Genomic DNA, 24,777 nt, shown 5'->3' with positions numbered 1-24,777 from the left:
TTCCAAGCCGATGGCTTATACCATCGGCGGCGGCCGTTTGACCGGAATTTCGTTCGTTGGCAGTGTCTCTGCGACAAGGGAATCACCGGCAAGAGAGAGTGGCTGTCGATCATGGATTTCTCCTTTTCGGAACAGCATGAGGCGGTACGCGATACCGTCAGGCGCCTGTGTCAGTCGGAACATCAGAAGCTGGTGAGGGACGCGGAGGAACACGAGGTACTGCCGCGCGAGGTCTTTGCACGCTGGGGCGAACTCGGCCTGCTGGGTGTCCGTTATCCCGAAAGCGATGGCGGCAGCGGCCTCGACAAGATCAGCGACTGCATCGTGCGCGAAGAGCTGAGCTACATGAGCCAGGGCTTCGCCTCGAGCTGGTCGGCGCACAGTCACCTCGGCATCTGGCCGATCTGGAAGGCCGGCACGGAGGCGCAGCGCCGACGGTTCTTCCGGCCTGCCGTGCAGGGAAAGAAGATTGCTGGATTCGCCCTCAGCGAACCCGACGGCGGCTCGAATATTCGCGCCCTCAAGACCCGCGCCGAAAGGGTCGACGGGGGCTGGAAGCTGAAGGGCAGCAAGCTCTACATCACGAATTCGCCGATTGCGGATTTCCTGCTGGTCGCAGCGCGCACCGCGCCGGAACTGAGCGGCGACGCCATCAGCCTGTTCATCGTCGAATTGCCTGCCAAGGGCATGAACATCGAGAAGCTGAAGAAGGAGGGCATCCGCGCCTCCGAGACCGGCCTGATCCACATCGACGATGTGTTCGTTCCGGATGACTGCGTTCTGGGCGACCGTTTGGGCACCTATCCGGTGATACTGGACTCGCTCAGCGAAAACCGCGTCGGGGTCGCGGCCAATGCCCTCGGCATGGCGCGGGCCGCCTTCGACGCGGCCACGGCCTACGCGCGCGACCGGATGGTCGCGAACAAGCGGATCGGCGACTACCAGGCGATCGGCCACAAGCTTGCGGAGATGTCGGCCCAGATCGAGGCGGCGAAGTGGCTCGTCTATTACGGCGCCTGGCGCGTCGACCAGAACACGCTCGATTCGGCCACCGCCGCGAGGGTGAAGCTGGTTGCGAGCGAGACCGCCGTGTCCGTCAGCGAACAGGCAATCCGGATTCACGGCGGCGCCGGGATCATGCGCGAGTATCCGGTTGGCCGCATCCATCGCGACGCGCTGGTCTACGTGATCGGCGAGGGCACCAGCGAAATCCAGAAGAACCTGATCGCCCGCGATCTCGGGTTCAGGTTCTGAATTATCCGTTCCCCTTCACCGGTTGAAAGGCCAGCCCAAGGAGCAAGAGGCGTCTCGAACTGCATCAAGAAAAATAATCGCGAAACATTCGCGGAGTATGGAGGAAGCTCATGAAGATCGCTCGTTGGCTCAGCGGAGTAGCTACCGCCGTCAGTCTCTTGGTTGCCGCGCCCGTCATGGCGCAATTCTATCCGAACAAACCGATAAGGCTGATCGTTCCCTTCGGAGCGGGCTCGGCCAGCGACATCCTCGCCCGTATCCTTTCCGAGCCACTCGGCCAGGCGCTGGGCCAGCCGATCGTCATCGAGAACAAGCCGGGCAACAACACGACGCTGGGCACCGAGATGGTCGTGACGGCGCCGCCAGACGGATACACGTTCGGGCTCCTGACCAATTCAGGTCTGGTCGCGAGCCCGGCCGGCCTGACCAGCGGCGTGCGCTACGATCCGGCCAAGGAGCTAAGCTACATCTCGCTGGTGGCGTCGGTTTCCTATGTCTGGCTCGTCAACAACGACGTCAGCGCGAAGACGGCGCCCGAGTTGATCAAGCTGATCAAGGCCAATCCCGGGAAGTACAATTACGCGAGCGGCAACACCGGCGGGATCGCCTATGGCGGCCACGTCAAGAACGCCTATCAGCTCGATGTCACGCACGTACCCTATAAGTCGACGCCGCCCGCGCTGGCCGACCTGATCAGTGGGCATGTCCAGATCATGGTTGGCGACGTACCCTCGTCGCTGAGCATGATCCGGGCCGGCAAGGTGAGGGCGGTCGGTATGACGACGGCCCAGCGCCACGCGCTGCTGCCCGACGTGGCGACCTTCTCGGAGCAGGGGCTGGCCACGCCGCCCGACATGGGCGGCTGGTGGTGCGCCGTCGCACCCGCAGGGACGCCCGACGACATCCTCGACCGGCTGAACAAGGAACTGGTCAAGATCCTCGAAACGGAATCGGTGCGGGCGAAGATGCTGCAGAACGGCCTCGTGCCGATGCCGTCGACGCGGCAGCAGGCGGTTCAGTACCAGAAGGAGCAGTTCGTGGTGTGGAAGACCATCGTCAAGGACCTCGACCTCAAGGCCGACTGAGAGGCGAAGTCCTGCGAGGTCGCCATAGTGTCTGCAAGATTGACCGGCAAAGGTCGTTGATGATCACACGCAGACTTCTCTGTGCCGGCGCGGCCCTCGCACCTCTTCCCGTTCTGGCCCAGGGCGGCGGCTCGAAATTCCCGCCGGCGTTTCTGCAGGGGATACGGGACGAGGCGCTGAGGGCGGGCGTCGATCGTGCGACGCTCGATGCGGCGCTGGCCGACATCCGCGAAGTCCCGAAGGTGATGGAGCAGGCGCGCAACCAGCCCGAATTCAAGATGACGTGGGAAACTTATCAGGAGCGCGTCGTCTCCAACGAAAGGGTGGCGCGCGGCAAGGCGCTGCTGGCCGAGAACCGCGCGGCGATCGAACGCTTCGCGGGGCCGGCCGGGTTGCCGCCCTCGGTCGCGGTCGCGCTGTGGGGCATCGAGAGCAACTACGGCACGCGGCTCGGCGATTTCGAGGTGGTCGAGGCGCTGGCGACGCTGGTCCACAACAACTTCCGCGCCAAGTTCTTCCGCGAGCAGTTGATCGCGGCGCTGAAGATCGTGTCGCAGGGCCATGTCGGCCTGCACGCGATGAAGGGGTCGTGGGCCGGCGCGATGGGCCAGTGCCAGTTCATCCCGACCAGCTTCATCGCCTACGCCGCCGATGGCGACGGCGACGGGCGCAAGGATATCTGGACCAACAAGGTCGACGTCTTCGCCTCGATCGTGAACTACCTTCGCAAGGTTGGCTGGAAGCCGGGGGTGAAGTGGGGCGAGGAGGTTTCCGCCGGCGCCCAGGCGGGGGCGGGCCAGCGCATCGTCCGGCCGTCGGGAGCCGGGGGCCCGGCCTACCGGACCACCGAGAACTTCAAGGTGATCCTGCGCTGGAACCAGAGCGATTTTTTCGCCCTCGCAGTGGGTCTGCTGTCGGACCGGATATCGGCCTGAGCCAAAAGCCAACGAGGCCGCTCCTCCAGCCGCCCAAGATGATGTATGATGTGAACATCATGCCGCTAGCGTTGGTAATTCAGCGATTTCCTGCCTTTCAGACCCTCCGCCTGTGCGGAGCCGTCGCCCTTCTGGCGAGCCTGGCGGCCTGCGGGTCGTCCAGCAAAGGCGGCGGGGCGAGCGGCAGCGTTGCCCAGCGCGGCACCTATAAGATCGGCCAGCCCTACAAGATCGAGGGCGTCACCTATACGCCGCAAGAGACCTTCACCCTGACAGAGACGGGCGTCGCCTCGTGGTACGGGCCGGGCTTCCACGGCAAGTCGACCGCCAACGGCGAGCGCTATGACCAGGCCGACCGCACGGCCGCCCACCGCACCCTGCAGATGCCCGCCGTCGTGCGGGTCACCAATCTCGACAACGGGCTCAGCACCGTGGTCCGCGTCAATGATCGCGGGCCCTTCGCGCGCAGCCGCGTCATCGACCTGTCGCGCACCGCGGCGCAGGAAATCGACATGGTGGGCAAGGGCACGGCCCGCGTCCGCATCGACCAGCTTTCGACCGAGAGCATGACGGTGAAGGAAGTGGCGCTGAGTGGCGGCGGTCCCGCCGAGCAGCACGCGGCACTGGCCCAACTCGCCAGCGGCAACCGCGCACCCGCCGCCGCTCCAGCGCCTGCGCCCGTGCCCGTACAGGCGCCGCCGCCGGTCGCGCAGGCGGTCTATGAGCCGCCACCGCCGCCTCCGCCCGCGGCACCCGCACAGACCGTGTATGCGACGCCACCACGCAGCAACGGCACGCCGTTCGGTGCGCCGCAGTCGGCGTCGGGCGCCGTTCCGCCCACCATCGCCTCGCTCTCGACGGCGGCGCCGTCGTCGGCCGCCAGCGGCTTCTTCGTGCAGGTCGGTGCCTTCTCGACGGCTGAAAATGCCGAACGCCAGCGCGGTGCGGTACGCAGTTATGGCAACCCCGAGGTTTCACAGGGCTCGGCCAACGGTCGCGATGTTTATCGCGTGCGGTTGGGGCCCTATACCACTTCCGATGCGGCCGGCATTGTCGCCGACCGGCTCAAGCGTTCTGGCTATGGGGATGCCCGTGTCGTTGCGGAATAAACTCAAGGTTTCCGTGGGCGCAGCTATCGCGCTCGTCGCCGCCGCCGGCATCGCCGGCCTGACGCTCAACGCCCAGGCGCAGGATCCGCCGAAGAAGCCGGCGCAGCAGCAGAAGCCGCCGGCCAAGCCCAGGGCGCCCGCTGCGTCGACAGCCAAGCCCGCCGCGCCGGCTGCGGCTGCCGCCGCGCCCAAGCCCGAGTCGCTGCCGCCATCGCAAGTCGGCATCGGCACCCTGGCGCGTCACGCCTTCATGGTCGATCCGCAGACCTCGACGGTACTCCTGTTCAAGGACGCCGAGACGCCGATGCCGCCGTCGTCGATGTCGAAGATGATGACCATCTTCATCATCTTCGACGAACTGGCGGCCGGACGCCTCAAGCTCGACACGCGTTTCCGCGTCAGTGAGCGGGCCCGCAACATGGGCGGCTCGCGCATGTTCCTCGAACTCGGCAGCGAGGCTACGGTCGAGGACCTGATCAAGGGCATCATTATCCTGTCGGGCAACGACGCCTGCGTGACGATCGCCGAGGGGCTGGCCGGTTCCGAGGATGCCTTCGCCGAACGCATGACCAAGCGGGCGCGCGAGATCGGCATGACCAAGACGGTGTTCAAGAATGCGTCGGGCTGGCCGCACGAGGGCCAGTACACGACGGCGCGCGATCTCGCGGTGCTGGCGTGGCAGACGATCGACGACTACCCGCAGTACTACAAGTACTATTCGGAGAAGGGCTGGACCTACAACAACATCCGCCAGGAGAACCGCAACCGGCTGCTCACGACCACGGCGGGCACCGACGGTCTCAAGACCGGCCACACGGAAGAGGGCGGCTACGGCCAGACCACCTCGGCGGTGCGTGATGGCCGCCGCCTGATCCTCGTCGTCAACGGCCTCAACTCGATGGCCGAGCGCGCGCAGGAGACGGCGCGCCTGATGGAGTGGGGCTTCCGCGAATCGACCAACACGACGGTGTTCCGCGCCGGCGACATGGTGGTCGAGGCACCGGTGTGGCTGGGGGCGCAGGACAAGGTGCCGTTGGTCATCCCGAAGACCGTGCAGATCACCATGCCGGCCGGCCAGACCGCGAACCCGCGCGTCGTCGCGCGCTTCGACGGGCCGATCGCCGCGCCCATCGTCAAGGGCACCAAGATCGGTACCGCCGTCGTCACCCTGCCGGACAACCGCACGGTCGAGTATCCGCTCGAAGCCGGCGCCGACGTCGCGCGCATGGGCGTGTTCGGCCGCATGACCACGATGATCCAGCACTACATGTTCGGCTGGCTCTCGTGACGGAAAGATCCGGAGGCCTCTTCATCACGCTGGAAGGTGGGGAGGGGGCCGGCAAGTCGACCCAGGTCACCCGCCTCAAGGAGTGGATCGAGAAGCTCGGCCACAAATGCATCGCCACCCGCGAGCCTGGCGGCGCGCCGGGCGCGGAGATGGTGCGCAAGCTTCTGGTCGAAGGGCCGGTGGAACGCTGGGACGGTGTGACGGAAGCGCTGCTGCATTTCGCGGCCCGCCGCGAGCATCTGCGCACGACGGTGCTGCCGGCCATCAAGAGCGGCACCTGGGTCGTTTCCGACCGCTTCGCCGATTCGACCATGGCCTATCAGGGTTACGGCCACGGTGCCGACCGCGCCATGCTGGGCACGCTCTACGACATTGCCGTCGGCGACTTCCGGCCCGACCTGACGCTGATCCTCGACCTGCCGGTCGAGACCGGGCTGAAGCGCGCCGCGGCGCGTCGGGGCACGGAGACACGCTACGAATCGCTGCCCGTCGATTTCCATGAACGGGTGAGAGCGGGCTTCCTGGACATCGCCACGGCCGATCCCGAACGCTGCGTCGTGATCGATGCCACCGCGGGCATCGACGAGATTGCCCAGGCGATCGCCGACGCAGTGACCAAGCACACCGAGGCCTGAGACGTGGCGCGCGGCAAGACGCCGTCCGATCCGGCTGCGATCGAGAAGCTCGAATGGCCCTACGACTGGCCGCCGCCGTGGCGCAACGATCGGCTGATCGGCCATGACCAGGCGGAGAAGACGATGCTGGCGGCGCAGCAGAGCGGCCGGCTGCATCATGCCTGGCTGCTGACCGGACCGCGCGGCATCGGCAAGGCGACCTTGGCGTGGCGCTTCGCACGCTTCCTGCTGGCGGGCCAGGACCAGGGCGGACTGTTCGGCGGTGGCCCTGAGAACCTCGACGTGCCGATGGACGCACCGGGTCGGCACCTGATCGACGCGCGCTCGCATCCAGATCTCTTCCATCTGCGCCGCTCGCTCAACCACGACACCGGCCGCATCCGCGCCGAGATCGCCGTCGACGACGTGCGCGGGCTGGGCGAGTTCATGCACATGACGCCCGCCATGGGAAAGTGGCGCGTGGCCATCGTCGATTCGGCCGACGAGATGAACCGCAACAGCGCCAACGCGGTGCTGAAGATCCTCGAGGAGCCGCCGCCCAACGCCGTGCTGCTGATCGTCTCGCACGCGCCGGGGCGGCTGCTGCCGACCATCCGCTCGCGCTGCCGGCGCCTCGCGCTGCAGCCGCTGGTCGACGACACGGTGGTGAAGCTGCTGGGTGACTACGCGCCCGAGACCAAGGACGAGGAGAGAAGGGCGCTCGCCCGTCTCGCCGAGGGCAGCATCGGCCGCGCGCTGGAACTGTCGGGTGCGGGCAGCCTCGATCTCTATCGCGAGATGGTCGAAGTGCTGGCGACCCTGCCCGACCTCGACATGCCGCGGCTGCACGCCTTCGGCGAACGTTTTGCGAAACGCGGCGAGGAGGCCAACGCCGACTGGCGCGCGCTCAACTATCTGTTCGACGGCTGGCTGAAAGGGCTGATGCGGCAGGCAGCCCTTGCCACGGAAGCTGCACCCGTCGTGCCGATGGAGAAGGGGCTCCGGGCGAGGCTGCTGGAGGTCGCGAGCCTCGATCGCTGGATGGCGGCTTCGGAGCAGGTCGCGCTGCTCTTTTCGCGCGCCGACGCAGTCAATCTCGACCGCAAGCAGACGGTCCTGGGCAGCTTCCTGGCGCTGCAATCGGCGACGCGCTGAACGCCGCCGCAGCGGCCCAAGTCTTGATCCAAGGGGTTAGGCGTGAGAAAAGACCGCCCATGTTGCCCCGGTCCGACATCAGAGACTCGCTGCCCTGCGAACGAATGCGGGGCTGATCGCGCTTGAGTCTCGTGCCCCGGTAGGGGCGTCATGTCAGTCCGGAGTTCAGTCGCCATGTCTGGCCGTAGTACCTATTACATCACCACGCCGATCTACTACGTCAACGACGTGCCCCATGTCGGGCATGCCTACACCACGCTTTCCTGCGATGTGCTGGCGCGCTTCAAGCGCCTCGATGGCTACGACGTCCACTTCCTGACCGGCACCGACGAGCATGGCCAGAAGATCGAGACGGCCGCCGCTGCCGCAGGCCTGCCGCCGCAGGCCTTCACCGACAAGGTGAGCCAGTCGTTCCGCGACCTGATCGGCGTGATGAACTACAGCCCCGACAACTTCATCCGCACGACCGAGCCGCGCCACTACGCGGCCTGCCAGGCGCTGTGGAAGAAGCTGGTCGAGGCTGGCGACATCTACGAAGGCAAGTATGCCGGCTGGTACTCGGTGCGCGACGAAACCTACTTCGTCGAGGGCGAGACCGAGGTCGGCCCCGACAACAAGCGCCGCGCAACGTCGACCGGCGCCGAGGTGCAGTGGGTCGAGGAGCCGTCGTACTTCTTCAAGCTCTCCGCCTGGGCCGACCGGCTGATCGAGTTCTACGAGAAGAATCCCTCGTTCATCGGTCCCGACAGCCGGCGCAACGAGGTGCTGAGCTTCGTGAAGGGCGGGCTGCAGGATCTCTCGGTCTCCCGCACCAGCTTCTCGTGGGGCATTCCCGTGCCCGGCGACGAGAAGCACATCATGTACGTGTGGCTGGATGCGCTCACCAACTACATCACCGAGGTAGGCTATCCCGACCAGGCCAATCCGCTGTGGAAGTACTGGCCGGCCGACCTCCACATGGTCGGCAAGGACATCATCCGCTTCCATTGCGTGTTCTGGCCGGCCTTCCTGATGGCCGCCGACGTCGCGCCGCCCAGGCGCGTGTTCGCTCACGGCTGGTGGACCAACGAAGGCCAGAAGATCTCGAAGTCGCTGGGCAACGTGATCGACCCGGTCGAGCTGGTGAAGACCTTCGGCCTCGATCCGGTGCGCTACTTCCTGCTGCGCGAGGTGCCGTTCGGCAACGACGGCGACTTCTCGCGCCGCGCCCTGATCGGCCGCATGAACGCCGACCTCGCCAACGCCTATGGCAATCTCTGCCAGCGGGTGCTGTCGATCGTCGCCAAGAATTGCGGCGAGAAGGTCCCTCCCAAGGGAGATCTCGTCGAAGCCGACACCGTGTTGCTCGACCGTGCGAAGGGCCTGCTGGCCGTCGTGCGCGCCGAGCTCGACGAGCAGGCCTTCCACAAGGCGCTGACTGCGATTTGGGAAGTGATCGCCGATGCCAACCGTTATGTCGATGCGCAGGCGCCGTGGGCATTGGCCAAGACCGATCCTGTGCGGCGCGACACGGTCCTGTGGGTGCTGGCCGAGGCGATCCGGCGGATCACGCTGCTCATCCAGCCGTTCATGCCCGACTCGACGGCGAAGATTCTCGACCAGCTCGCGGTGACGCCGGCCGATCGCGTCTATGCGGCGTTCGACCGGGAGCTGGTGTCCGGCACGGCGCTGCCCGTGCCGCAGGGCGTCTTCCCGCGCTTCGTCGAGCCGGTGGCGCCTGCCGCCGCGCCGGCCAAGCCGCCGAAGCAGCCCAAGGCGCCCAAGCAACCGAAGGCCGCGGGCTGACATGCTTATCGACAGCCACTGCCATCTGGATTTTCCGGAGCTGACGACGGACGAGGCGGGTGTGCTCGCGCGCGCCCGCACGGCCGGCGTCGCGGGCATGCTGACGATCGGCACGCGGCTCGACCAGTTCGAGCGGGTGAGGGCGATCGCCGAGCGCCACGACAATGTCTGGTGCTCGGTCGGCGTCCATCCGCACGAGGCGAAGGAGGAGGGCCAGCGCACGCCCGACCGGCTGATCGAGGCGACGCGCCATCCAAAGGTGGTCGGTATCGGCGAGACGGGTCTCGACTTCTATTACGAGCACAGCCCGCGCGAGGAGCAGGCCGAGAGCTTCCGCGCCCATATCGCGGCGTCCCGCCAGACTGGCCTGCCCCTGATCGTCCATACCCGTGACGCCGATGCCGAGACCGGCGACATCCTCGAAGACGAGTACGGGAAGGGCGCCTTCCCCGGTCTGATCCACTGTTTCAGCTCGGGCCGTGGCGTCGCCGAACGCGCGCTGGCGCTGGGCCTGTACATCTCGATCTCCGGGATCGTGACCTTCAAGGCGGCCGAGGAGCTGCGCACCATCGTGCGCGACCTGCCGCTCGACCGGCTGCTGGTCGAGACCGACGCGCCGTACCTGGCGCCGATCCCCAAGCGCGGCAAGACCAACGAGCCGGCCTACGTGGCCCACACCGCCGCCAAGGTCGCCGAGCTCAAGGGCGTCAGCCTGGCCGAGCTCGAGGCCGCGACGACGGACAATTTCTTCCGGCTGTTCACCAAGGCGGAGCGTTCCCGGTGCGGGTGACGATCCTGGGCTGCGGAACCTCGGCCGGCGTTCCCCGGCCCGGCGGGCCGGGCGGGAAGGGCGAGTGGGGGGCGGCCAATCCGGCCGATGGCCGTAACCGCCGAAGCCGCTGCTCGATCCTCGTCCAGGACCGGGGCAAGACCCTTCTCGTCGACACCTCACCCGATGTCCGCGCCCAGTTGCTGGCCGCCGAGGTCGAGCGGGTCGACGCGGTGATCTGGACACACGACCATGCCGACCAGTGCCACGGGATCGACGACCTGCGGCCCTATGCGCTGCGCCAGGGCCAGATCGAATCCTGGTCCGACGAGCGGACGTTCAACGTGCTCAGCCGGCGCTTCGGCTACTGTTTCCAGGCCGAGGGCAGCGGTTTCTACAATCCGATCTACCGGCACAGCGTGATCGACGGGCCCTTCACGGCCGCCGGCGTTCCCGTGGTGCCGTTCCTGCAGGACCACGGCACCATCCCGTCGCTGGGCTTCCGTTTCGGCGGCATCGGCTACGCCAACGACGTGGTGGAGCTGCCCGAGGAAGCTCTCGTGGCCCTGGAGGGCGTAGAGGTGCTGATCGTCGACGCCATGCGTTACCGCCCGCACCCCACGCACGCCCATCTCGATCGCGCGCTACAGTGGATAGATCGGTTGAAGCCGCGCCGGGCCTTCTTGACCAACCTCCATGTCGATATGGACTATGCGGAACTCGACCGGACGACACCGGCTCACGTAACGCCGTGCCATGATGGTCTCCAGATCGACCTGTAAAGGCCAGATTATTGAAAAATATCAGTGAGATACGGACGAATTCTCAACTGACACCTGATGGTGGACAAAAAGAGTCCGGTCGCCGGATGTTCCTGGTGACGGCCGCGGCGGCCGGTTTGGCCTCGTTTGCGAGCCCGTTTGCAGCCTTGGCGGCGGATAAACTCGAGACCGGCGGGCTCACGTTCCGGGATTTCGGTACGCCCGACAACGGCGCCAGCTTCAGCCACGGCGAGCAGAGCGTCGGCGGCGGCACCAGCCAGAGCTTCTCGCGTGTCCTGGGCATCGATCAGGCCAACCAAGCGGTCCGCCTGCGCTTCAACTCGGTAAAGGTCGAACTTCTGCTGCCCATGGGATGGCAGGCCAGCGAGGACGGGGAGCGGGGCGTCGCCTACACGATCGACAAGCGCTTCCGGCTGATCGTCTGGCGGGTCGACTTCGACTACGAGGGCGTGAAGAACGCCGAGCACTACGCCGCCACCAAGGCCGGCTCGATCAAGGCGCACCGTCCCGGTGTCCAGGCCCAGGCCCGCAAGCTCAGCGACGGCAGCTTCGTCATCGTCTACGAGAATGTGCCCAAGGGCCCGAACGACAGTAGCGGTCCGCGCACGGTGTTCGACCTGATCATTCCCAATCCCCGGAATGCCAAGTTCGGCCTGCTGGTGACCCTGGGCATGCCGGCGAACGAGGCCGGCCGCGGATTGGCGCTCTTGGCGCTCATCACCCAGAACATGCGGATCGACTGGCAATAGCCGGTAATTACTAACTAACCAATATTTGTCATAATATATATTATACGATAATCGGAAATGGGTTACGCGGCATGAGCTCAGGACGGCCAACTCCGGAATCGCTGCCCAAGGAACCGCTCCAGCGGCTCCTCTCCGTCATGGCCTGGCTGCGCGACCGCCAGCACGGCTGCCCCTGGGACATCGACCAGACCTTCCGGACCATCGCGCCGTATACGATCGAGGAAGCCTACGAGGTCGCCGACGCGATCGAGCGCGACGACATGCCAGCCCTCAAGGAAGAGCTCGGCGACCTGCTGCTGCAGGTCGTCTATCACAGCCAGATCGCCAGCGAGGCCAAGGCCTTCGACTTCGACGACGTGGCGGCCGCCATTGCCGACAAGATGGTCGACCGGCATCCGCACGTCTTCGGCGACCTCGATATCAAGACCGCCGATGCCCAGACCGTCTCCTGGGAGGCCCGGAAGGCTGCCGAGCGGGCAGCCAAGGCAGCCACCGAGGGAGCCGCCAAGGCGCCGGCCGGCGCCTTGGACGGGGTGGCCCGCGCCCTTCCCGCCCTGATGCGCGCCGAGAAGATCCAGAAGCGGGCCGCCCGGGTCGGTTTCGACTGGGCTACGATCGGGCCTGTCATCGACAAGATCGAGGAAGAGCTGGCCGAACTGCGGGCCGAACTGGAGGCCGGAAAGGTCGAGCAGGAAAAGGTCGCCGATGAACTTGGCGATGTCCTGTTCGCCGTCGCCAATCTCGCGCGGCACTGCAAGGTCGACCCCGAGGTCGCCTTGAGAGCCACCAACGACAAGTTCGAGAAGCGTTTCCGCTACATCGAGCGCCGACTGGGCGAGCAAGGCCGCAAACCCGCCGAGGCCAGCCTCGAGGAGATGGAAACCCTTTGGCAGGAAGCCAAGACGAAGGCCTGAGGCCCGTTCTCAACCGCCGGCAGGGAGCGTCTGGAATGCTGGGCTACATCATGATCGGCGCCAACGACCTCGCAGGCTCGGGCCGTTTCTACGCCGCGATCCTGGAACCGCTGGGCTACGCCCGGAAGGACGACGGCAATGCCGCGGTCTTCTCGAAGCCCGGCACGCCAGACGTCTATGTCATCACGCCCTATGACGGCCGCGCCGCGACCGCCGGCAATGGCTCGATGGCGGCCTTCCGTGCGCCAACCCATGCGCTGGTGGGCAGCCTGCATGCGGCCGGCCTCGCGGCGGGCGGCAGCGACGAGGGCGCGCCAGGCTTCCGCGCGCAATACACCAAGCACTTCTACGTCGCGTACCTGCGCGACCCGCTGGGCAACAAGATCGCCCTCTTCTGCAACGATCCTGCGGAAGGCAGTCGGGACTGCTGAGGCTCATCTGGACCGCGGGCCTCCAGGCCCGCTCATGATCATGATGCGGGCCTGGAGGCCCGCGGTCCGGCTAAGACTTTGGAGTGAGGAGCGGCATCTGGGACGCTTCGAGGAGCGCCCTCGCCTCGTCCAGCGCCTCGGTCGTCGAGGCTGCGATCAGGCCGGCGTTGAGGGCCTGTGCCGGCATGTACGGATCACCACCGAACTGCACGGCGCCGCCGCCGGCTTCGCGCATCATCAGCGTGCCGGCCGCGTGGTCCCATGGCTTGGTCATACGGTAGAGGCTGAAATTGGCGTGGCCCGCGAGGATTTCGAGATATTCGGCGCCGGCGCAGCGCAGAGTCGTGATCTGGCCGAGCCGTGCGCGATGCTGCGGGCTCAGCTGCTCGTCGAAGGCCTTGGCGATCTTGTAGCCGACGAAGCCGTTCAGAGGTTCGGCGGTCGGCTTGACCTGGACGGCAGCGCCGTCGAACGTCACCCCACCGCCGAGATGGGCCACGGCCATGCGGTTGCGCGGCACGTCGAGGATCCAGCCGGCGATCGCCTTTGTGTCTTGCACCAGGCAGACGATCATGGCGAAGCGGTCGCGGCCGGCTGCGAAGTTCGAGGTGCCGTCGAGCGGGTCGACGATCCAGCAGGCCTCGCCCGGGCGGGCGATCAGGTCGAGAAGGCTCGCGTCCTTCTCGACGGCCTCCTCGCCCACCACCGGCACGCCGGGCAGGATCTTGGCGAGGCTGGTCGCCAGACGCAGCTCGGACGCGACGTCGGCCACCGTCACGATGTCGCCCGGCCGTTTCTGCCGGACGTCGTCCTTGGAGAGATTGCGGAAACGCGGCAGCAGCTCGGCTGCCGCGGTCTCGCGCATGAGTTCGGCGACCCGTTGCGAGCCGCCGGCGTCGAGCATCGGCCTCAGCCGACGACGCCGAAGAGGTCCTCTTCCTTCAGGATCACGTGATCCTCGCCGCCGAGCTTCACCTCGGTGCCGGACCACTTTCCGTACAGGACGGTGTCGCCGACCTTCACGCCCAGCTCCTGCAGGCGGCCGTCCTCAAGGCGGCGGCCCTTGCCGACCGCGACGACCTTGCCCTGCATCGGCTTTTCCTGGGCCGTGTCGGGAATGATCAGGCCCGACTTGGTGCGGGTCTCGGCGGCGACGGGCTTCAGCAGCAGTCGGTCGTGCAAGGGCTTGAAACCCATGGTCTTTTCCTTCGTCTTGGTGGTGAGCATTCCGGTGTTTGGGCGCTTATAGGAAGTGCGCCCGCGGGGTGTCAACGCACCTGCTGGCGGCGCTCGAACTGGGCAGCCGCCGCCTCGTCCAGCGCGACCGTCAGCCAGGCCGTCTCGCCCTCGTCGCGGCGGCTGCGGACCTCGCCGTGGCGGTAGAGCCAGGCGATTGTCGCCCCGTCGGCCAGCGGCACGGAAACTTCGCGCGCCTCGCCGGCGCCGCTCAGCAGATCGGCGATGGCGTCCAGCAGGGCGTCGACGCCTTCGCCGGTCAGGGCCGAGACCGGGTACTGGCGCGCGCGGGCGGCGCCGGTGGCGGTACGCGTCTGCAGCACCTGCCGCACGTCCTCGGGCAGCGCATCGACCTTGTTCAGCGCTTCGATAAACGGGCGCCCTTCCCCCTCGTCCAGCGCGCCCAGCTCGCGCAGTACGTCCTCGACGTCGGCGCGTTGCTGTTCGCTGTCGGGATGGGAAATGTCGCGCACGTGCACGATCAGGTCGGCCTCGATGACCTCTTCCAGGGTGGCGCGGAAGGCGGCTACCAGATGGGTCGGCAGGTCGGAGACGAAGCCCACCGTATCGGACAGCACGCAGCCCTTGCCGTTCGGCAGCTTGATCGACCGCATGGTCGGGTCGAGCGTGGCGAACAGCAGGTCCTTGGCCATGACCTCGGCGCCCGACATGCGGTTGAAGAGGGTCGACTTGCCAGCGTTGGTGTAGCCGACCAGCGCCACCGTCGGCAGCCGCGCCTTCTTGCGGCCGGCGCGATTGACGGCGCGCGTCTTGCGCACGCTTTCGAGGTCGCGCTTGATCCGCACGATGCGTTCGCCGATCAGGCGGCGGTCGATCTCGATCTGCGATTCACCCGGGCCACCCATGAAGCCGAAGCCGCCGCGCTGGCGCTCGAGATGGGTCCACGATCGAACGAGGCGGCCGCGCTGGTAGTCGAGCGCGGCCAGCTCAACCTGCAGGCGGCCTTCATGCGTGCGGGCCCGCGCGCCGAAGATCTCCAGGATGAGGCCGGTGCGGTCGATGACCTTGGTCTGCCAGGCCTTTTCGAGGTTGCGCTGCTGGACCGGGGTCAGCTTGTCGTCGACGACGACCAGTCCGATGCCCAGTTCCTCGACCGCGGCGGCGATGCGCGCAACGACGCCCTTGCCGAGCAGGGTCGCGGGCGTGACCTGGCGCAGCGGCGCGACCTGCGCCAGGCGCACGTCGAGGTCGATGGCGCGGGCAAGGCCCACCGCCTCCTCGAGCTTGGCGTCACTGTCGCGATCGCTGCCGCGCCCTCTCGGGCCGGCAGTGTAGGGACACACGACCGCGGCCACCGTCGCGGGGCGCACGGTGTCCAACGGTTTGCGGATGCGCTTTTCGGAGTCGTCCTGCTCGGGATCGTCGATCAAATCAACCCGCTGCGTCGGCCTTGTCGCCGTCGAACAGCTGCACCGGCGTGACCGGCATGATGGTCGAGATCGCGTGCTTGTAGACAAGCTGCGAGTGACCGTCGCGGCGCAGCAGCACCGAGAAATTGTCGAACCACGTGACGATGCCCTGCAACTTCACGCCGTTTACGAGGAAGATCGTGACCGGGGTCTTGTTCTTCCGAAGGTGGTTCAGGAAGACGTCCTGAACGTTTTGTGCCTTTTCGCTCATATTCTTGGCCTCTTGGTGGGCGGCCGGCTCCCGCAAGGTCGCCGGTTTAGGGGGTACGGGGTCTCTCCCCGCTACCGAGTTGCCTCAAATATAGGGGAGCTTCTTCTCAAAGCAATGCCACGAGCTCGTGACAATTACGCACTCGCAACCGCGGTGGATGCTCCAGGAGTGCTGCAGACAATTGCTCTGCACCACCTACCAGAACCGGCAGACACCCCGCCGCATGCGCACTTTTCAGGTCGGCCGGGGTGTCTCCCACCATCCACACGCTGTCGTCAGGGGCAATTCCCGTGCCGTCGAGCGCCAGGTAGATAGGGTCTGGTGCTGGTTTGTCGCGGGCGGCGTCACGCGCGCCAACCGAGCGGGCGATCCACTTGCCCCAGCCGAGATGGGCGACCTCGGCCCGCAGATTGTCGCCGACCTTGTTGCTGACGATCGCGACGTAGAGGCCCCTGGCGTGGCAATGCGCCAGCAGGGTGTCGGCGTCGGGCAGCGACTCCAGCCGTTCGAGATGGATGCGCAGGAAGGTTTCATAGAACACCTTCTCCGCCTCGCCGGCGCGCGGACCGAACAGGCCGGGAAAGATCTCGCGCAACGAGCCATGGGCGCGGTCCTGCACCTCGGTCGCGGTCCATGGCGTCTGGCCCAGGGCCTTGAAGGTATCCTGGTAACACTCGACGATCGTCGGCCAAGTGTTGACCAGCGTGTTGTCCCAGTCGAACAGGATGGCGCGCGGCGGCTTCAAACCGTCCGGCAGGCTCACGTCACGGCCTCGCCCGCCTCCGAGAAACGGACATATTCCTCGCGCAGGCGGCGCGCCGTGGCGCCGACCTTGCCGTCGCCCACCGTCTCGCCGTCGATCTTCACGACCGGCGTCACGAACGAGGTGGCGCTGGTGATGAAGGCTTCCTTGGCCTTCTTCGCCTCTTCCACCGTGAATGGCCGCTCGACGAACTTGAGCTGCAGCGCGTTGCAGATCGACTTCAGCGTATGACGCGTGATGCCGGCCAGGATGCCGTTGTCGGTCTGGCGCGTCACCAGCTCGCCATCGTGGGTCACGATCCAGGCGTTGGTCGAGGCGCCCTCGGTGACGCAGCCCTTGGCGTCGACCAGCCAGGCCTCGTAGGCACCGGCCTCGCGGGCGGCCTGCTTGGCCAGCACGTTGGCGAGCAGCGCCACGGTCTTGATGTCGCAACGTTCCCAGCGGATGTCGGGCATGCTCTTCACCGCGACACCGGGACCGGCATCGGCCACGATGTGCTTGGTGGCCTTGGTCGTCATCACCAGGGCGGGCTTGACCGGCGTGGTCGGAAAACCGTGGTCGCGCCGTGACACGCCGCGCGTCACCTGCATGTAGACCAGCCCGTCGCGCAGGCGGTTCTTGCGCATCAGCTCGCGCAGGATGAAGCCCAGCGTGTTGCGCGACACCGGCCAGTCGATGCGCAGCTCCTTCAGCGAACGGTCGAGCCGGTCGATGTGCGGCTTCTCGTCGATCAGCTTGCCGTCGCGCACGCCCACGACCTCGTAGACGCCGTCGGCGAGCTGATAGCCGCGATCCTCGATGTGGACGCTGGCTTCGCGATGGTCGACGTAGCGACCGTTTACATAGGCATAACGCGCCATAACGCTCTCCTCCGCTCCTCAGGCCGCCGGTTCGACACCGTTGCGGTCGTCGAGCGCTCCCCCGTGCAGGCCGAGCGACTTCAGCTTGCGATGCAGCGCCGAGCGCTCCATGCCGACGAAGGTCGCCGTCCTCGAAATATTGCCGCCGAAGCGCGTCACCTGGGCCAGCAGGTATTCGCGCTCGAAGACCTCTCGGGCGTCGCGCAGCGGCAGCTGCATGATCTCGCCGCCCTTCTCCCAGCGCAGCACCGACGGCGCATCCTCGCTCACGTCGTTGGGCAGGACGTCGGCACGGATCGGCGCGCCGCCCGGCGGGGCCAGGATCAGCAGCCGCTCGATGACGTTGCGCAACTGGCGCACGTTGCCCGGCCAGTCGTGACCCTGCAGCGCCGCCTGCGTGTCCTCGCCGATCGAGCGCGACGGCAGTCCGGTCGCGTCGGCAACGCGCTTCAGCAGGTCGAGCGCCAGTTCGGGAATGTCCTCGCGGCGCTCGCTGAGCGGCGGCACCCGCAGGCTCACGACGTTGAGGCGATGGAACAGCTCTTCCCGGAAGGCGCCCGCGGCGATCTCCGCCTGCAGGTCGCGCGCCGTGGTCGCCAGCACGCGCACGTCGACCTCGACCTTGGTCTTGCCGCCGTCGCGCGCGTAGGACTGTTCCTGCAGCACGCGGGCCAGCCGGCTCTGCAGCGGCAACGGCAAGTCGGCCACTTCCTTCAGCACCAGGGTGCCGCCATGCGCCATCTCGAAGGCGCCTGACACGCGCAGCGTATCGGCGTCGGTGTCGCCGTCAGTGCCGAACAGTTCGATCTCGAGGCGTTCGGCCGGCAGCGTCGAGCAGTTGACCACGACGAACGGGCCCTCGGAGCGCTTGGAGCCCTGGTGGATCAGCCGGGCGACCGTCTCCTTGCCGGAGCCGGACGCGCCGGTGATCAGGACGCGGCTGCCGGTCGGCGCCACGCGCTCGATCTGGGAGCGCACATTGCCGGCGTCGCCGGAGGAGCCGACGAAGGTGACCTCGCCGCCGGCGCGCCGGCGCAGCGCCACGTTCTCGCGCTTCAACTTGTCGGCCTCGATGGCGCGGTCGACGACCAGCAGCAGGCGGTCGGCCTTGAAGGGCTTCTCGACGAAATCGTAGGCGCCGGTCTTGATGGCCGACACGGCGGTGTCGATCGTGCCGTGACCGCTGATCATCACGACCGGGATCGGCGGATCCTCGCGGCGGATGACTTCGAGGATCTGCAGGCCGTCGAGTTCGCTGCCCTGCAGCCACACGTCGAGGATGACCAGCGCCGGCCGGCGTTGCCGCACGGCGTCGATCGCTTCGGTGCTGTTATGGGCACGGCGCGCGGTGTGGCCCTCGTCCTCGAGGATGCCGGCGATCAGCGTGCAGATATCGCGTTCGTCGTCGACGATCAGAATATCGTGGGCCATGACACTCAAGCAGCCCGCATGGAACGGCGGGTCATTGTGCGGCTGTCACGTGCGGTGGAGCCGACGCGATTTCCTTCGCGTCTCGCCGGAATACCAGACTGATGCGCGCGCCGCCACCCTCGCGATCCTCCAGCTTCAGGAAGCCACCATGGTCTTCCATGATCTTCTTCACGATCGCGAGGCCAAGGCCGGTGCCCTTGCTGCGCGTCGTCATGTACGGCTCGGTCAGCCGCTCGCGCCCTTCCTTCGGCAGCCCGCGGCCGTTGTCCTCGACGACGATCTGCACACCCGTGCGGTCCTCGCGCAAGGACAGCGTGATCTCGCCCTGTGGTAAAGGCGTGTCCGGAGTTTCGTCCCTGCCCTCGATCGCCTCGGCCGAGTTCTTCAGGATGTTGGTCAACACCTGCGAGACCTGGCGGCGGTCGCAATCCAACGCCACGGCATGGTTGGGCACGTTCGAGACGTAGCGGATGTCGGGGTTGCCGTTGCGTTGCAGGAACACCGCCTGCTGGCAGAGTTCCTTGGCGTCTTCCGCCTTCACCGTCGGCCGCGGCATGCGGGCAAACGACGAGAACTCGTCGACCATGCGGCCGATGTCGCCGACCTGCCGGATGATGGTCTCGGTGCACATCGTGAAGGTCTCGGGGTCCTCCTTGATCTGCTTCAGGTAGCGGCGCTTCAATCGCTCGGCCGAGAGCTGGATCGGCGTCAGCGGGTTCTTGATCTCGTGCGCGATGCGACGCGCGACGTCGCCCCACGCCGCCATGCGCTGCGCCGACATCAGGTCGGTTACGTCGTCGAAGGTGACGACGTAGCCCGCGCCCGAGGCGGCGCTGATGCGGACCAGCAGGATCTGCCGCGAGCCGCGCTGCAGGATCTCGACCTGGCCCTGGGTCATGCGGTCGGGCCGTTCGGCGGCCTGCGCGACCAGCGGCTCGAGCTCGGGCATGACCGCGATCAGCGGCCGGCCGAGCACGCCATCTTCGGGCAGCGCCAGCAGGCTCAGTGCCGAGCGGTTGGAGCGCATGACGATGCCCTCGCCGTCGACGCTCAGCACACCGGCAGAGACGCCCGCCAGCACCGCGTCGGTGAGGCGGCGGCGGGTGTCGAGTTCAGTGTTGGCATGCACGAGTTCGCCGCGTTGCTGCTCGATCTGGCTGGCCATGCGATTGAACGAGCGCGCGAGCTGGCCCAGCTCGTCGTTGGGCGGTCCCTCCTCCACACGGGCGCTGAGGTCGCCGCCGCGCACCCGCTCGGCTGCCTGCATCAACCCGCCGATTGGTTCGGTGAGGCGCGTCGCGAACAGGATGGCGAGCCACACCGCCGCCAGCAGCATCAGGAAGGCGATGGCGCCGCAGACCACGAACAGGATGAGCTGGCTGCGCCGCAGCGCCGATTCGATCTGCGAATAGAACGAGCCCGCGAACTCGATGCTCTTGATGTAGTCGACGACCCTGAGGTCGACGGCGTGGCCGGTCGCCAGGAACAGCGGCTCGCCGACGAAGAGCTGCATCACGAAGTAGGCGCCGTTGGGCGATTCGAACTGCACGGGCCGAGCCTGGTTGACCGCCTGCCAGAGGAACTGCGCCGGCGGTACCGGGTTGGGCATTCCCTTGGCGTCAGGCGCCTGTGCCTGTGCGATCACGCCCTTGTCGGCATCGAGTACGGTCGCCTCGATGATCGGGCGGCCCTCGATCAGGCGCTCCAGCATCGCCTTGGTCGCAGCCGGGTCGCGCACGCCGTCGACGCCCTCGGCTTGCAGCGGGCCCGAGATCGCCTCGATGTCGTTCAGGATCTCCTGCTCGCGGGCACGCCGGACCGGCTCGCCGATCGCGCGGGCGGCCTCGTAGGAAGCCTGCGAGGGTTTCACCACGAAGTCGGTGAGGCTGATGACCAGCATCGACAGGATGATGGTGACGATGACGGTCGGCGTGATGGTGAAGACGCTGCACACCAGCACCAGCCGCATGTGCAGGCGCGAGCCTGCCGCTCCTCGCCGCCGGTCGAGCCAGAGTTGTGTCAGGCGGACGGCGAGCACCGAGACGAGCGCGATGGCGATCACGAGGTCGGCGACGAGAAGACCCGTCATCCAGCCGCGTGTGCTGAAGGACTCCGGGACGAAGCCCGCGAGCCAGGCATAGGTCGCCGTGCCCGCGGCGATGGCGAGGATGGCCAGGGAGACGGCGGCGACGCGGCCACTGAGGCTGCGCAGCGCCACGCTCATCTTGTCGCCCAAGCGGGAACCGCCCAGCGCAGCTGTCACGAAATCACCCGCCTCGGCGGACCTGCGGCGTGCGAACCACGGGGACGTCGAGGTCCTTTATCTTCTTGCGCAACGTGTTGCGATTGAGCCCCAGGAGGCGGGCCGCGCGCAACTGATTCCCGCGAGTAGCCCCCAGCGCCAAAGCGAGCAAGGGGCGCTCGACCTCGGAAATGACACGATCGTACATACCGTCCGGCGGCAGCCGGTCGCCATGCGCGGCGAACATCGCCTGCAGGTGGCGGTCGACCGCATCGGCCAGCGAGATGTCGTCCGACGGTTCGTGCGAGGCCTGCCCCGGCTCCATCGCCGACACGGCATCAGCCAGCTCGGCCTCGATCGTCTCCACGCCGATGATCTCCTCGGAGTAGAGCGCGGAGAGGCGGCGGACCAGGTTCACGAGCTCGCGCACATTGCCCGGCCACCGGTGCTGCTTCAGGCGCGCCATCGCCTCGGGCGACAGGACCTTGGTCGGCAATCCGTCGGCGGTGGCCGCCTGCAGATAGTGGTTGGCGAGTTCGGGAATGTCGTCGAGGCGCTCGCGCAGTGGCGGCAGGCGGATCGGCACGACGTTGAGGCGGTAGAACAGATCCTCGCGGAATAGGCCCTGCTGGATGTGCCGGCGCAGGTCGCGATGGGTCGCGGCCACGATGCGTACGTTGGCCTTGATCGGCGTGCGGCCGCCGACCGTCATGTACTCGCCTTCCTGCAGCACGCGCAGCAGGCGGGTCTGGGCCTCCGGCGGCATGTCGCCGATCTCGTCGAGGAACAGCGTGCCGCCCGAGGCCTGCTCGAACTTGCCGGCCGAACGCTGCACCGCGCCGGTGAAGGCGCCGCGCTCGTGGCCGAACAGCTCGCTCTCGATCAGCTCACGCGGGATCGCGGCCATGTTGAGGGCGATGAACGGCCCCTTGCGGCGCTTGCCGTAGTCGTGAAGCGCGCGCGCGACCAGTTCCTTGCCGGCACCCGATTCGCCGGTGACCATGACCGTGAGGTCGGTCGCCATCAGGCGGGCCAATGCACGGTAGATCTCCTGCATCGCGGGCGACCGGCCGATCAGCGGCAGGCGCTCGCCCTCTTCCGGCAGCGACGGCGAGCGGGCCATGGTGGCGGCCGGCGCCGACAGCGCACGGTTCACCACCGAGATCAGTTCGTTCAGGTCGAAGGGCTTGGGCAGGTATTCGAACGCGCCGCGCTCGGTCGCGCGGACCGCGGTCAGGAGTGTCGACTGCGCGCTCATGACGATGATGCGCAGGTCGGGACGCAGCTTGCGGATGCGCGGCACCAGGTCGAGCCCGTTCTCGTCGGGCATCACCACGTCGGTGATGACCAGCTGGCCCTCGCCTTCCTGGACCCACTGCCAGAGCGTGGAGGCGGTGCCGGTGCTGCGGACGGTGTGGCCCTGCCGGCCGAGAGCCTGGTGCAGGACGGTGCGGATGGCGCGGTCGTCGTCGGCGACGAGGATCGTGGTGCCCTCGCTCATGGCGCGGCCTGTGGGAACTGCAACGGCAACATGACCCTGAATGATGTGCGCCCCGGCTCGCTATCGAACTCGATCGCACCGCCATGGTCGTTGATGATCTTGGCGACCAAAGCAAGACCCAGGCCAGTTCCGGTGGGCTTGTTGGTCACGAACGCGTCAAAGAGGTGGCTGCGGATCTCGTCCGACACGCCGCGGCCGTTGTCCCGCACCGACACGACCAGCGGCAGGTTCACCCTCGCCTGCTGTCCGGGCACCGCCAGCCGCAGGCCATGCTTGTAGGCGGTCGACAGCTCGATCTCGCGGTCGACGTCGCCTGGGACCTCGCAGGCGTTTTTCACCAGGTTGAGAAACACCTGGATGAGCTGGTCGCGGTCGCCGTGCACGTCCGGCAGCGAGGGATCGTAGGTCTCGACGAAGCGCACGCCCTTGCCGAAGCCGTTCTGCGACAGGCGGCGGACGTGATTGAGGACCTGGTGGATGTTGATCGGTCCGCGCTCGATGGGACGGCCGTCGGCGAAGGCTTCCATGCGGTCGACCAGCGCCACGATGCGGTCGGTCTCCTCGCAGATCAGCTCGGTCAGCTCGCGCTCGGAATCGGGCACCGACTGTTCCAGGAGCTGCGCGGCGCCGCGGATGCCCGACAGCGGGTTCTTGACCTCGTGCGCCAGCATGGCAGCCAGCGCGCTCACCGAGCGGGCGGCGCTGCGATGCGACATCTGGCGGTCGATGTTGCGGGCGATCGTCTGCTCGACGAGCGAGATGGCGACCAGCCCCTCGCTGTCGACGATCGGCGAGAGCCGGAGCGCGCAGAAGCGCGTGCCGATGCGCGGCGAGGCCAAGGTGACGCCGTTCTCGGCGACGGCGCCACCAGTGACCAACACCTGTTCGAGAAGCGAGAAGAGCGGCGCATCCTCGGGAATGAACTCGGTCAGCGGATGGCCGACCAGGCGCGCGCGGCCGACGCCGAAGAACTGCTCGGCCGAGAGATTGGCGTAGTGGATCAGGCCGCTCGCTTCGACGACGATGATCGCCTCGGAGAGCGAGTCGAGGAGAGCCGTCGGGAACTGTTCGCTCATGCCGTTTCGCTTGAGGGGACGCACGGACATCAGGCGGCCTGCCGCTCGAGCGCCGGCAGGAAGAAAGAGGCCAGCAGGCTGCGCACCTTGTCCGCTTCGGTCTCGCGGTTCACGGCGGCGCGGAAGTCGGCCGAGGCGTTCAGGCCCTTGGAGTACCAACCGAGATGCTTGCGCGCCATGCGCACGCCCGTCTCGATGCCATAGTGTTCGAGCATCGCCTCGAAATGCGTGCGCACCGCCGCATACTGCTCGGCCATCGACGGATCGGGCAGACGCTCGCTGGTGCGCAGATACTGCATTGCCTGATTGAGGAACCACGGGCGGCCATAGGCACCACGGCCGATCATGATGCCGTCGGCGCCCGACTGTTCGAGTGCCTGGTCGATATCGTCGAGCGTGGTGATGTCGCCGTTGACGATGACCGGCAGCTTCGTCGCTTCCTTGACGGTGCGGACGAAGGCCCAGTCGGCATGACCGTCGTAGAAATCGCAGCGCGTGCGACCGTGCACCGTCAGCATCTTGATGCCGCACTCCTCGGCAATGCGCGCGAGGTTCGGAGCGTTGCGGTTGGTCGAGTCCCAGCCGGTGCGCATCTTCAGCGTCACCGGCAGCTTCACCGCCTTCACCGTGGCTTCGAGGATCTTCGCGGCGTGCACCTCGTCGCGCATCAGCGCCGAGCCGGCATGGCCGTTCACGACCTTCTTCACCGGGCAGCCGAAGTTGATGTCGATGAGCGCGGCGCCACGATCCTCGTTGAGCTTCGCCGCCTCGGCCATCACCTCGGGCTCGCAGCCGGCGAGCTGCACCGACATCGGGAACTCTTCCGGCGTGGTCTTGGCCATCAGCAAGGTCTTGCGGTTCTCGCGGACCATCGCGACCGAAGCGATCATCTCCGACACGACGAGCCCTGCCCCGCGCCGCTTCACCATCTGGCGGAAGGGCAAGTCGCTGACACCCGACAGGGGCGCCAGGATCACGGGATCCTCGATGCGAACGGGGCCGATATCGACGGGTTTGAGGCGGTGTGCGTTTTGCATTCTTTGTTCAGTTATTAGGCATCTTGTGCAGTGCACAATAATTGAGCGAGCAATAGCGGGTCCTGTCGGCCGGCGCAAGGGGCCCAAGTGCGCACCCGTCAAAGCCTGCTAGATTACGCA

General features: G+C 67.0%; 24 protein-coding genes. 13 read left to right on the top strand and 11 right to left on the bottom strand.

What is annotated here, in order from left to right; genetic code table 11:
* The first annotated feature begins 111 nt into the window (after positions 1 to 111).
* The 13 genes from AC1RP5_RS11335 (at position 112) to AC1RP5_RS11275 (ending at position 12,870) form a co-directional block, all read left to right on the top strand.
* Positions 112 to 1,254 (top strand): acyl-CoA dehydrogenase family protein, encoded by a 1,143-nt coding sequence (locus AC1RP5_RS11335; protein ID WP_493110744.1) that lies wholly within the window; start codon positions 112 to 114, stop codon positions 1,252 to 1,254.
* A 110-nt stretch (positions 1,255 to 1,364) separates the two neighbouring features.
* A complete protein-coding gene (locus AC1RP5_RS11330; protein WP_493110743.1) occupies positions 1,365 to 2,339 on the top strand; it encodes a Bug family tripartite tricarboxylate transporter substrate binding protein in 975 nt (324 codons plus the stop codon).
* 59 nt (positions 2,340 to 2,398) lie between these two features.
* A complete protein-coding gene (locus AC1RP5_RS11325; RefSeq protein WP_493110742.1) occupies positions 2,399 to 3,274 on the top strand; it encodes a lytic murein transglycosylase in 876 nt (291 codons plus the stop codon).
* Between the two features lie 59 nt (positions 3,275 to 3,333).
* Entirely contained in the window at positions 3,334 to 4,383 is a 1,050-nt protein-coding gene (locus AC1RP5_RS11320) for a septal ring lytic transglycosylase RlpA family protein (RefSeq protein WP_493110741.1), read from the top strand.
* A 13-nt stretch (positions 4,384 to 4,396) separates the two neighbouring features.
* Entirely contained in the window at positions 4,397 to 5,671 is a 1,275-nt protein-coding gene (locus tag AC1RP5_RS11315; RefSeq protein WP_493110740.1) for a D-alanyl-D-alanine carboxypeptidase family protein, read from the top strand.
* Positions 5,668 to 6,306, top strand: a complete 639-nt coding sequence (gene tmk, locus AC1RP5_RS11310; protein ID WP_493110739.1) for a dTMP kinase — start codon at positions 5,668 to 5,670, stop codon at positions 6,304 to 6,306. Before AC1RP5_RS11315 ends, tmk begins: the two co-directional genes overlap by 4 nt.
* A 3-nt stretch (positions 6,307 to 6,309) precedes the next feature.
* Positions 6,310 to 7,440: a DNA polymerase III subunit delta' gene (locus AC1RP5_RS11305; protein ID WP_493110738.1), complete on the top strand. Its 1,131-nt coding sequence runs from the start codon at positions 6,310 to 6,312 to the stop codon at positions 7,438 to 7,440.
* A gap of 174 nt (positions 7,441 to 7,614) precedes the next feature.
* Positions 7,615 to 9,225, top strand: coding sequence for a methionine--tRNA ligase (metG, locus tag AC1RP5_RS11300; RefSeq protein ID WP_493110737.1), 1,611 nt, complete (start codon positions 7,615 to 7,617; stop codon positions 9,223 to 9,225).
* Between the two features lies 1 nt (position 9,226).
* Entirely contained in the window at positions 9,227 to 10,015 is a 789-nt protein-coding gene (locus AC1RP5_RS11295) for a TatD family hydrolase (RefSeq protein WP_493110736.1), read from the top strand.
* A complete protein-coding gene (locus AC1RP5_RS11290) occupies positions 10,006 to 10,776 on the top strand; it encodes an MBL fold metallo-hydrolase (RefSeq protein ID WP_493110735.1) in 771 nt (256 codons plus the stop codon). Before AC1RP5_RS11295 ends, AC1RP5_RS11290 begins: the two co-directional genes overlap by 10 nt.
* A gap of 146 nt (positions 10,777 to 10,922) precedes the next feature.
* On the top strand, positions 10,923 to 11,525 hold the full coding sequence (locus AC1RP5_RS11285; protein WP_493110734.1) for a hypothetical protein: 603 nt from the start codon (positions 10,923 to 10,925) through the stop codon (positions 11,523 to 11,525).
* Positions 11,526 to 11,596: 71 nt separating this feature from the next.
* Positions 11,597 to 12,439: a nucleoside triphosphate pyrophosphohydrolase gene (gene mazG, locus AC1RP5_RS11280; protein ID WP_493110733.1), complete on the top strand. Its 843-nt coding sequence runs from the start codon at positions 11,597 to 11,599 to the stop codon at positions 12,437 to 12,439.
* Positions 12,440 to 12,474: 35 nt separating this feature from the next.
* Positions 12,475 to 12,870 (top strand): VOC family protein, encoded by a 396-nt coding sequence (locus AC1RP5_RS11275; protein WP_493110732.1) that lies wholly within the window; start codon positions 12,475 to 12,477, stop codon positions 12,868 to 12,870.
* A 70-nt stretch (positions 12,871 to 12,940) separates the two neighbouring features.
* Here AC1RP5_RS11275 and AC1RP5_RS11270 read toward each other — a convergent pair whose 3' ends face one another.
* From AC1RP5_RS11270 to dusB, 11 genes are all read right to left on the bottom strand, one after another.
* Positions 12,941 to 13,774, bottom strand: a complete 834-nt coding sequence (locus AC1RP5_RS11270) for an inositol monophosphatase family protein (protein ID WP_493110731.1) — start codon at positions 13,772 to 13,774, stop codon at positions 12,941 to 12,943.
* Positions 13,775 to 13,779: 5 nt separating this feature from the next.
* Positions 13,780 to 14,067, bottom strand: coding sequence for a co-chaperone GroES (locus AC1RP5_RS11265; protein ID WP_493110730.1), 288 nt, complete (start codon positions 14,065 to 14,067; stop codon positions 13,780 to 13,782).
* 71 nt (positions 14,068 to 14,138) lie between these two features.
* Positions 14,139 to 15,494 (bottom strand): GTPase HflX, encoded by a 1,356-nt coding sequence (hflX, locus tag AC1RP5_RS11260; protein WP_493113346.1) that lies wholly within the window; start codon positions 15,492 to 15,494, stop codon positions 14,139 to 14,141.
* Positions 15,495 to 15,498: 4 nt separating this feature from the next.
* Positions 15,499 to 15,747: an RNA chaperone Hfq gene (hfq, locus tag AC1RP5_RS11255; protein ID WP_020696000.1), complete on the bottom strand. Its 249-nt coding sequence runs from the start codon at positions 15,745 to 15,747 to the stop codon at positions 15,499 to 15,501.
* Between the two features lie 106 nt (positions 15,748 to 15,853).
* Positions 15,854 to 16,510, bottom strand: coding sequence for an HAD family hydrolase (locus AC1RP5_RS11250; RefSeq protein ID WP_493110729.1), 657 nt, complete (start codon positions 16,508 to 16,510; stop codon positions 15,854 to 15,856).
* The gene (gene dat / locus AC1RP5_RS11245; RefSeq protein ID WP_493110728.1) at positions 16,507 to 17,370 is read right to left on the bottom strand and encodes a D-amino-acid transaminase; all 864 of its coding nucleotides are present in this window, start codon (positions 17,368 to 17,370) and stop codon (positions 16,507 to 16,509) included. Before dat ends, AC1RP5_RS11250 begins: the two co-directional genes overlap by 4 nt.
* A gap of 18 nt (positions 17,371 to 17,388) precedes the next feature.
* The gene (gene ntrX, locus AC1RP5_RS11240) at positions 17,389 to 18,801 is read right to left on the bottom strand and encodes a nitrogen assimilation response regulator NtrX (protein ID WP_493110727.1); all 1,413 of its coding nucleotides are present in this window, start codon (positions 18,799 to 18,801) and stop codon (positions 17,389 to 17,391) included.
* Between the two features lie 31 nt (positions 18,802 to 18,832).
* Positions 18,833 to 21,064, bottom strand: coding sequence for a sensor histidine kinase (locus AC1RP5_RS11235; protein WP_493110726.1), 2,232 nt, complete (start codon positions 21,062 to 21,064; stop codon positions 18,833 to 18,835).
* Positions 21,065 to 21,068: 4 nt separating this feature from the next.
* Positions 21,069 to 22,544 (bottom strand): nitrogen regulation protein NR(I), encoded by a 1,476-nt coding sequence (gene ntrC / locus AC1RP5_RS11230; RefSeq protein WP_493110725.1) that lies wholly within the window; start codon positions 22,542 to 22,544, stop codon positions 21,069 to 21,071.
* Positions 22,541 to 23,650 carry a two-component system sensor histidine kinase NtrB gene (locus AC1RP5_RS11225; RefSeq protein ID WP_493110724.1) on the bottom strand — a complete coding sequence of 370 codons (1,110 nt, stop codon included), beginning with the start codon at positions 23,648 to 23,650 and terminating at the stop codon, positions 22,541 to 22,543. Before AC1RP5_RS11225 ends, ntrC begins: the two co-directional genes overlap by 4 nt.
* Positions 23,650 to 24,657, bottom strand: coding sequence for a tRNA dihydrouridine synthase DusB (gene dusB / locus AC1RP5_RS11220; protein ID WP_493110723.1), 1,008 nt, complete (start codon positions 24,655 to 24,657; stop codon positions 23,650 to 23,652). The genes AC1RP5_RS11225 and dusB overlap by 1 nt, the downstream gene beginning before the upstream one ends.
* Between the last annotated feature and the right edge of the window lie 120 nt (positions 24,658 to 24,777).

Source organism: Reyranella sp. GW821-FHT12G01 (assembly GCF_058806575.1).
The sequence above is the reverse complement of the archived record's forward strand: the minus strand, read 5'-3'. Positions and strand labels throughout refer to the sequence as shown.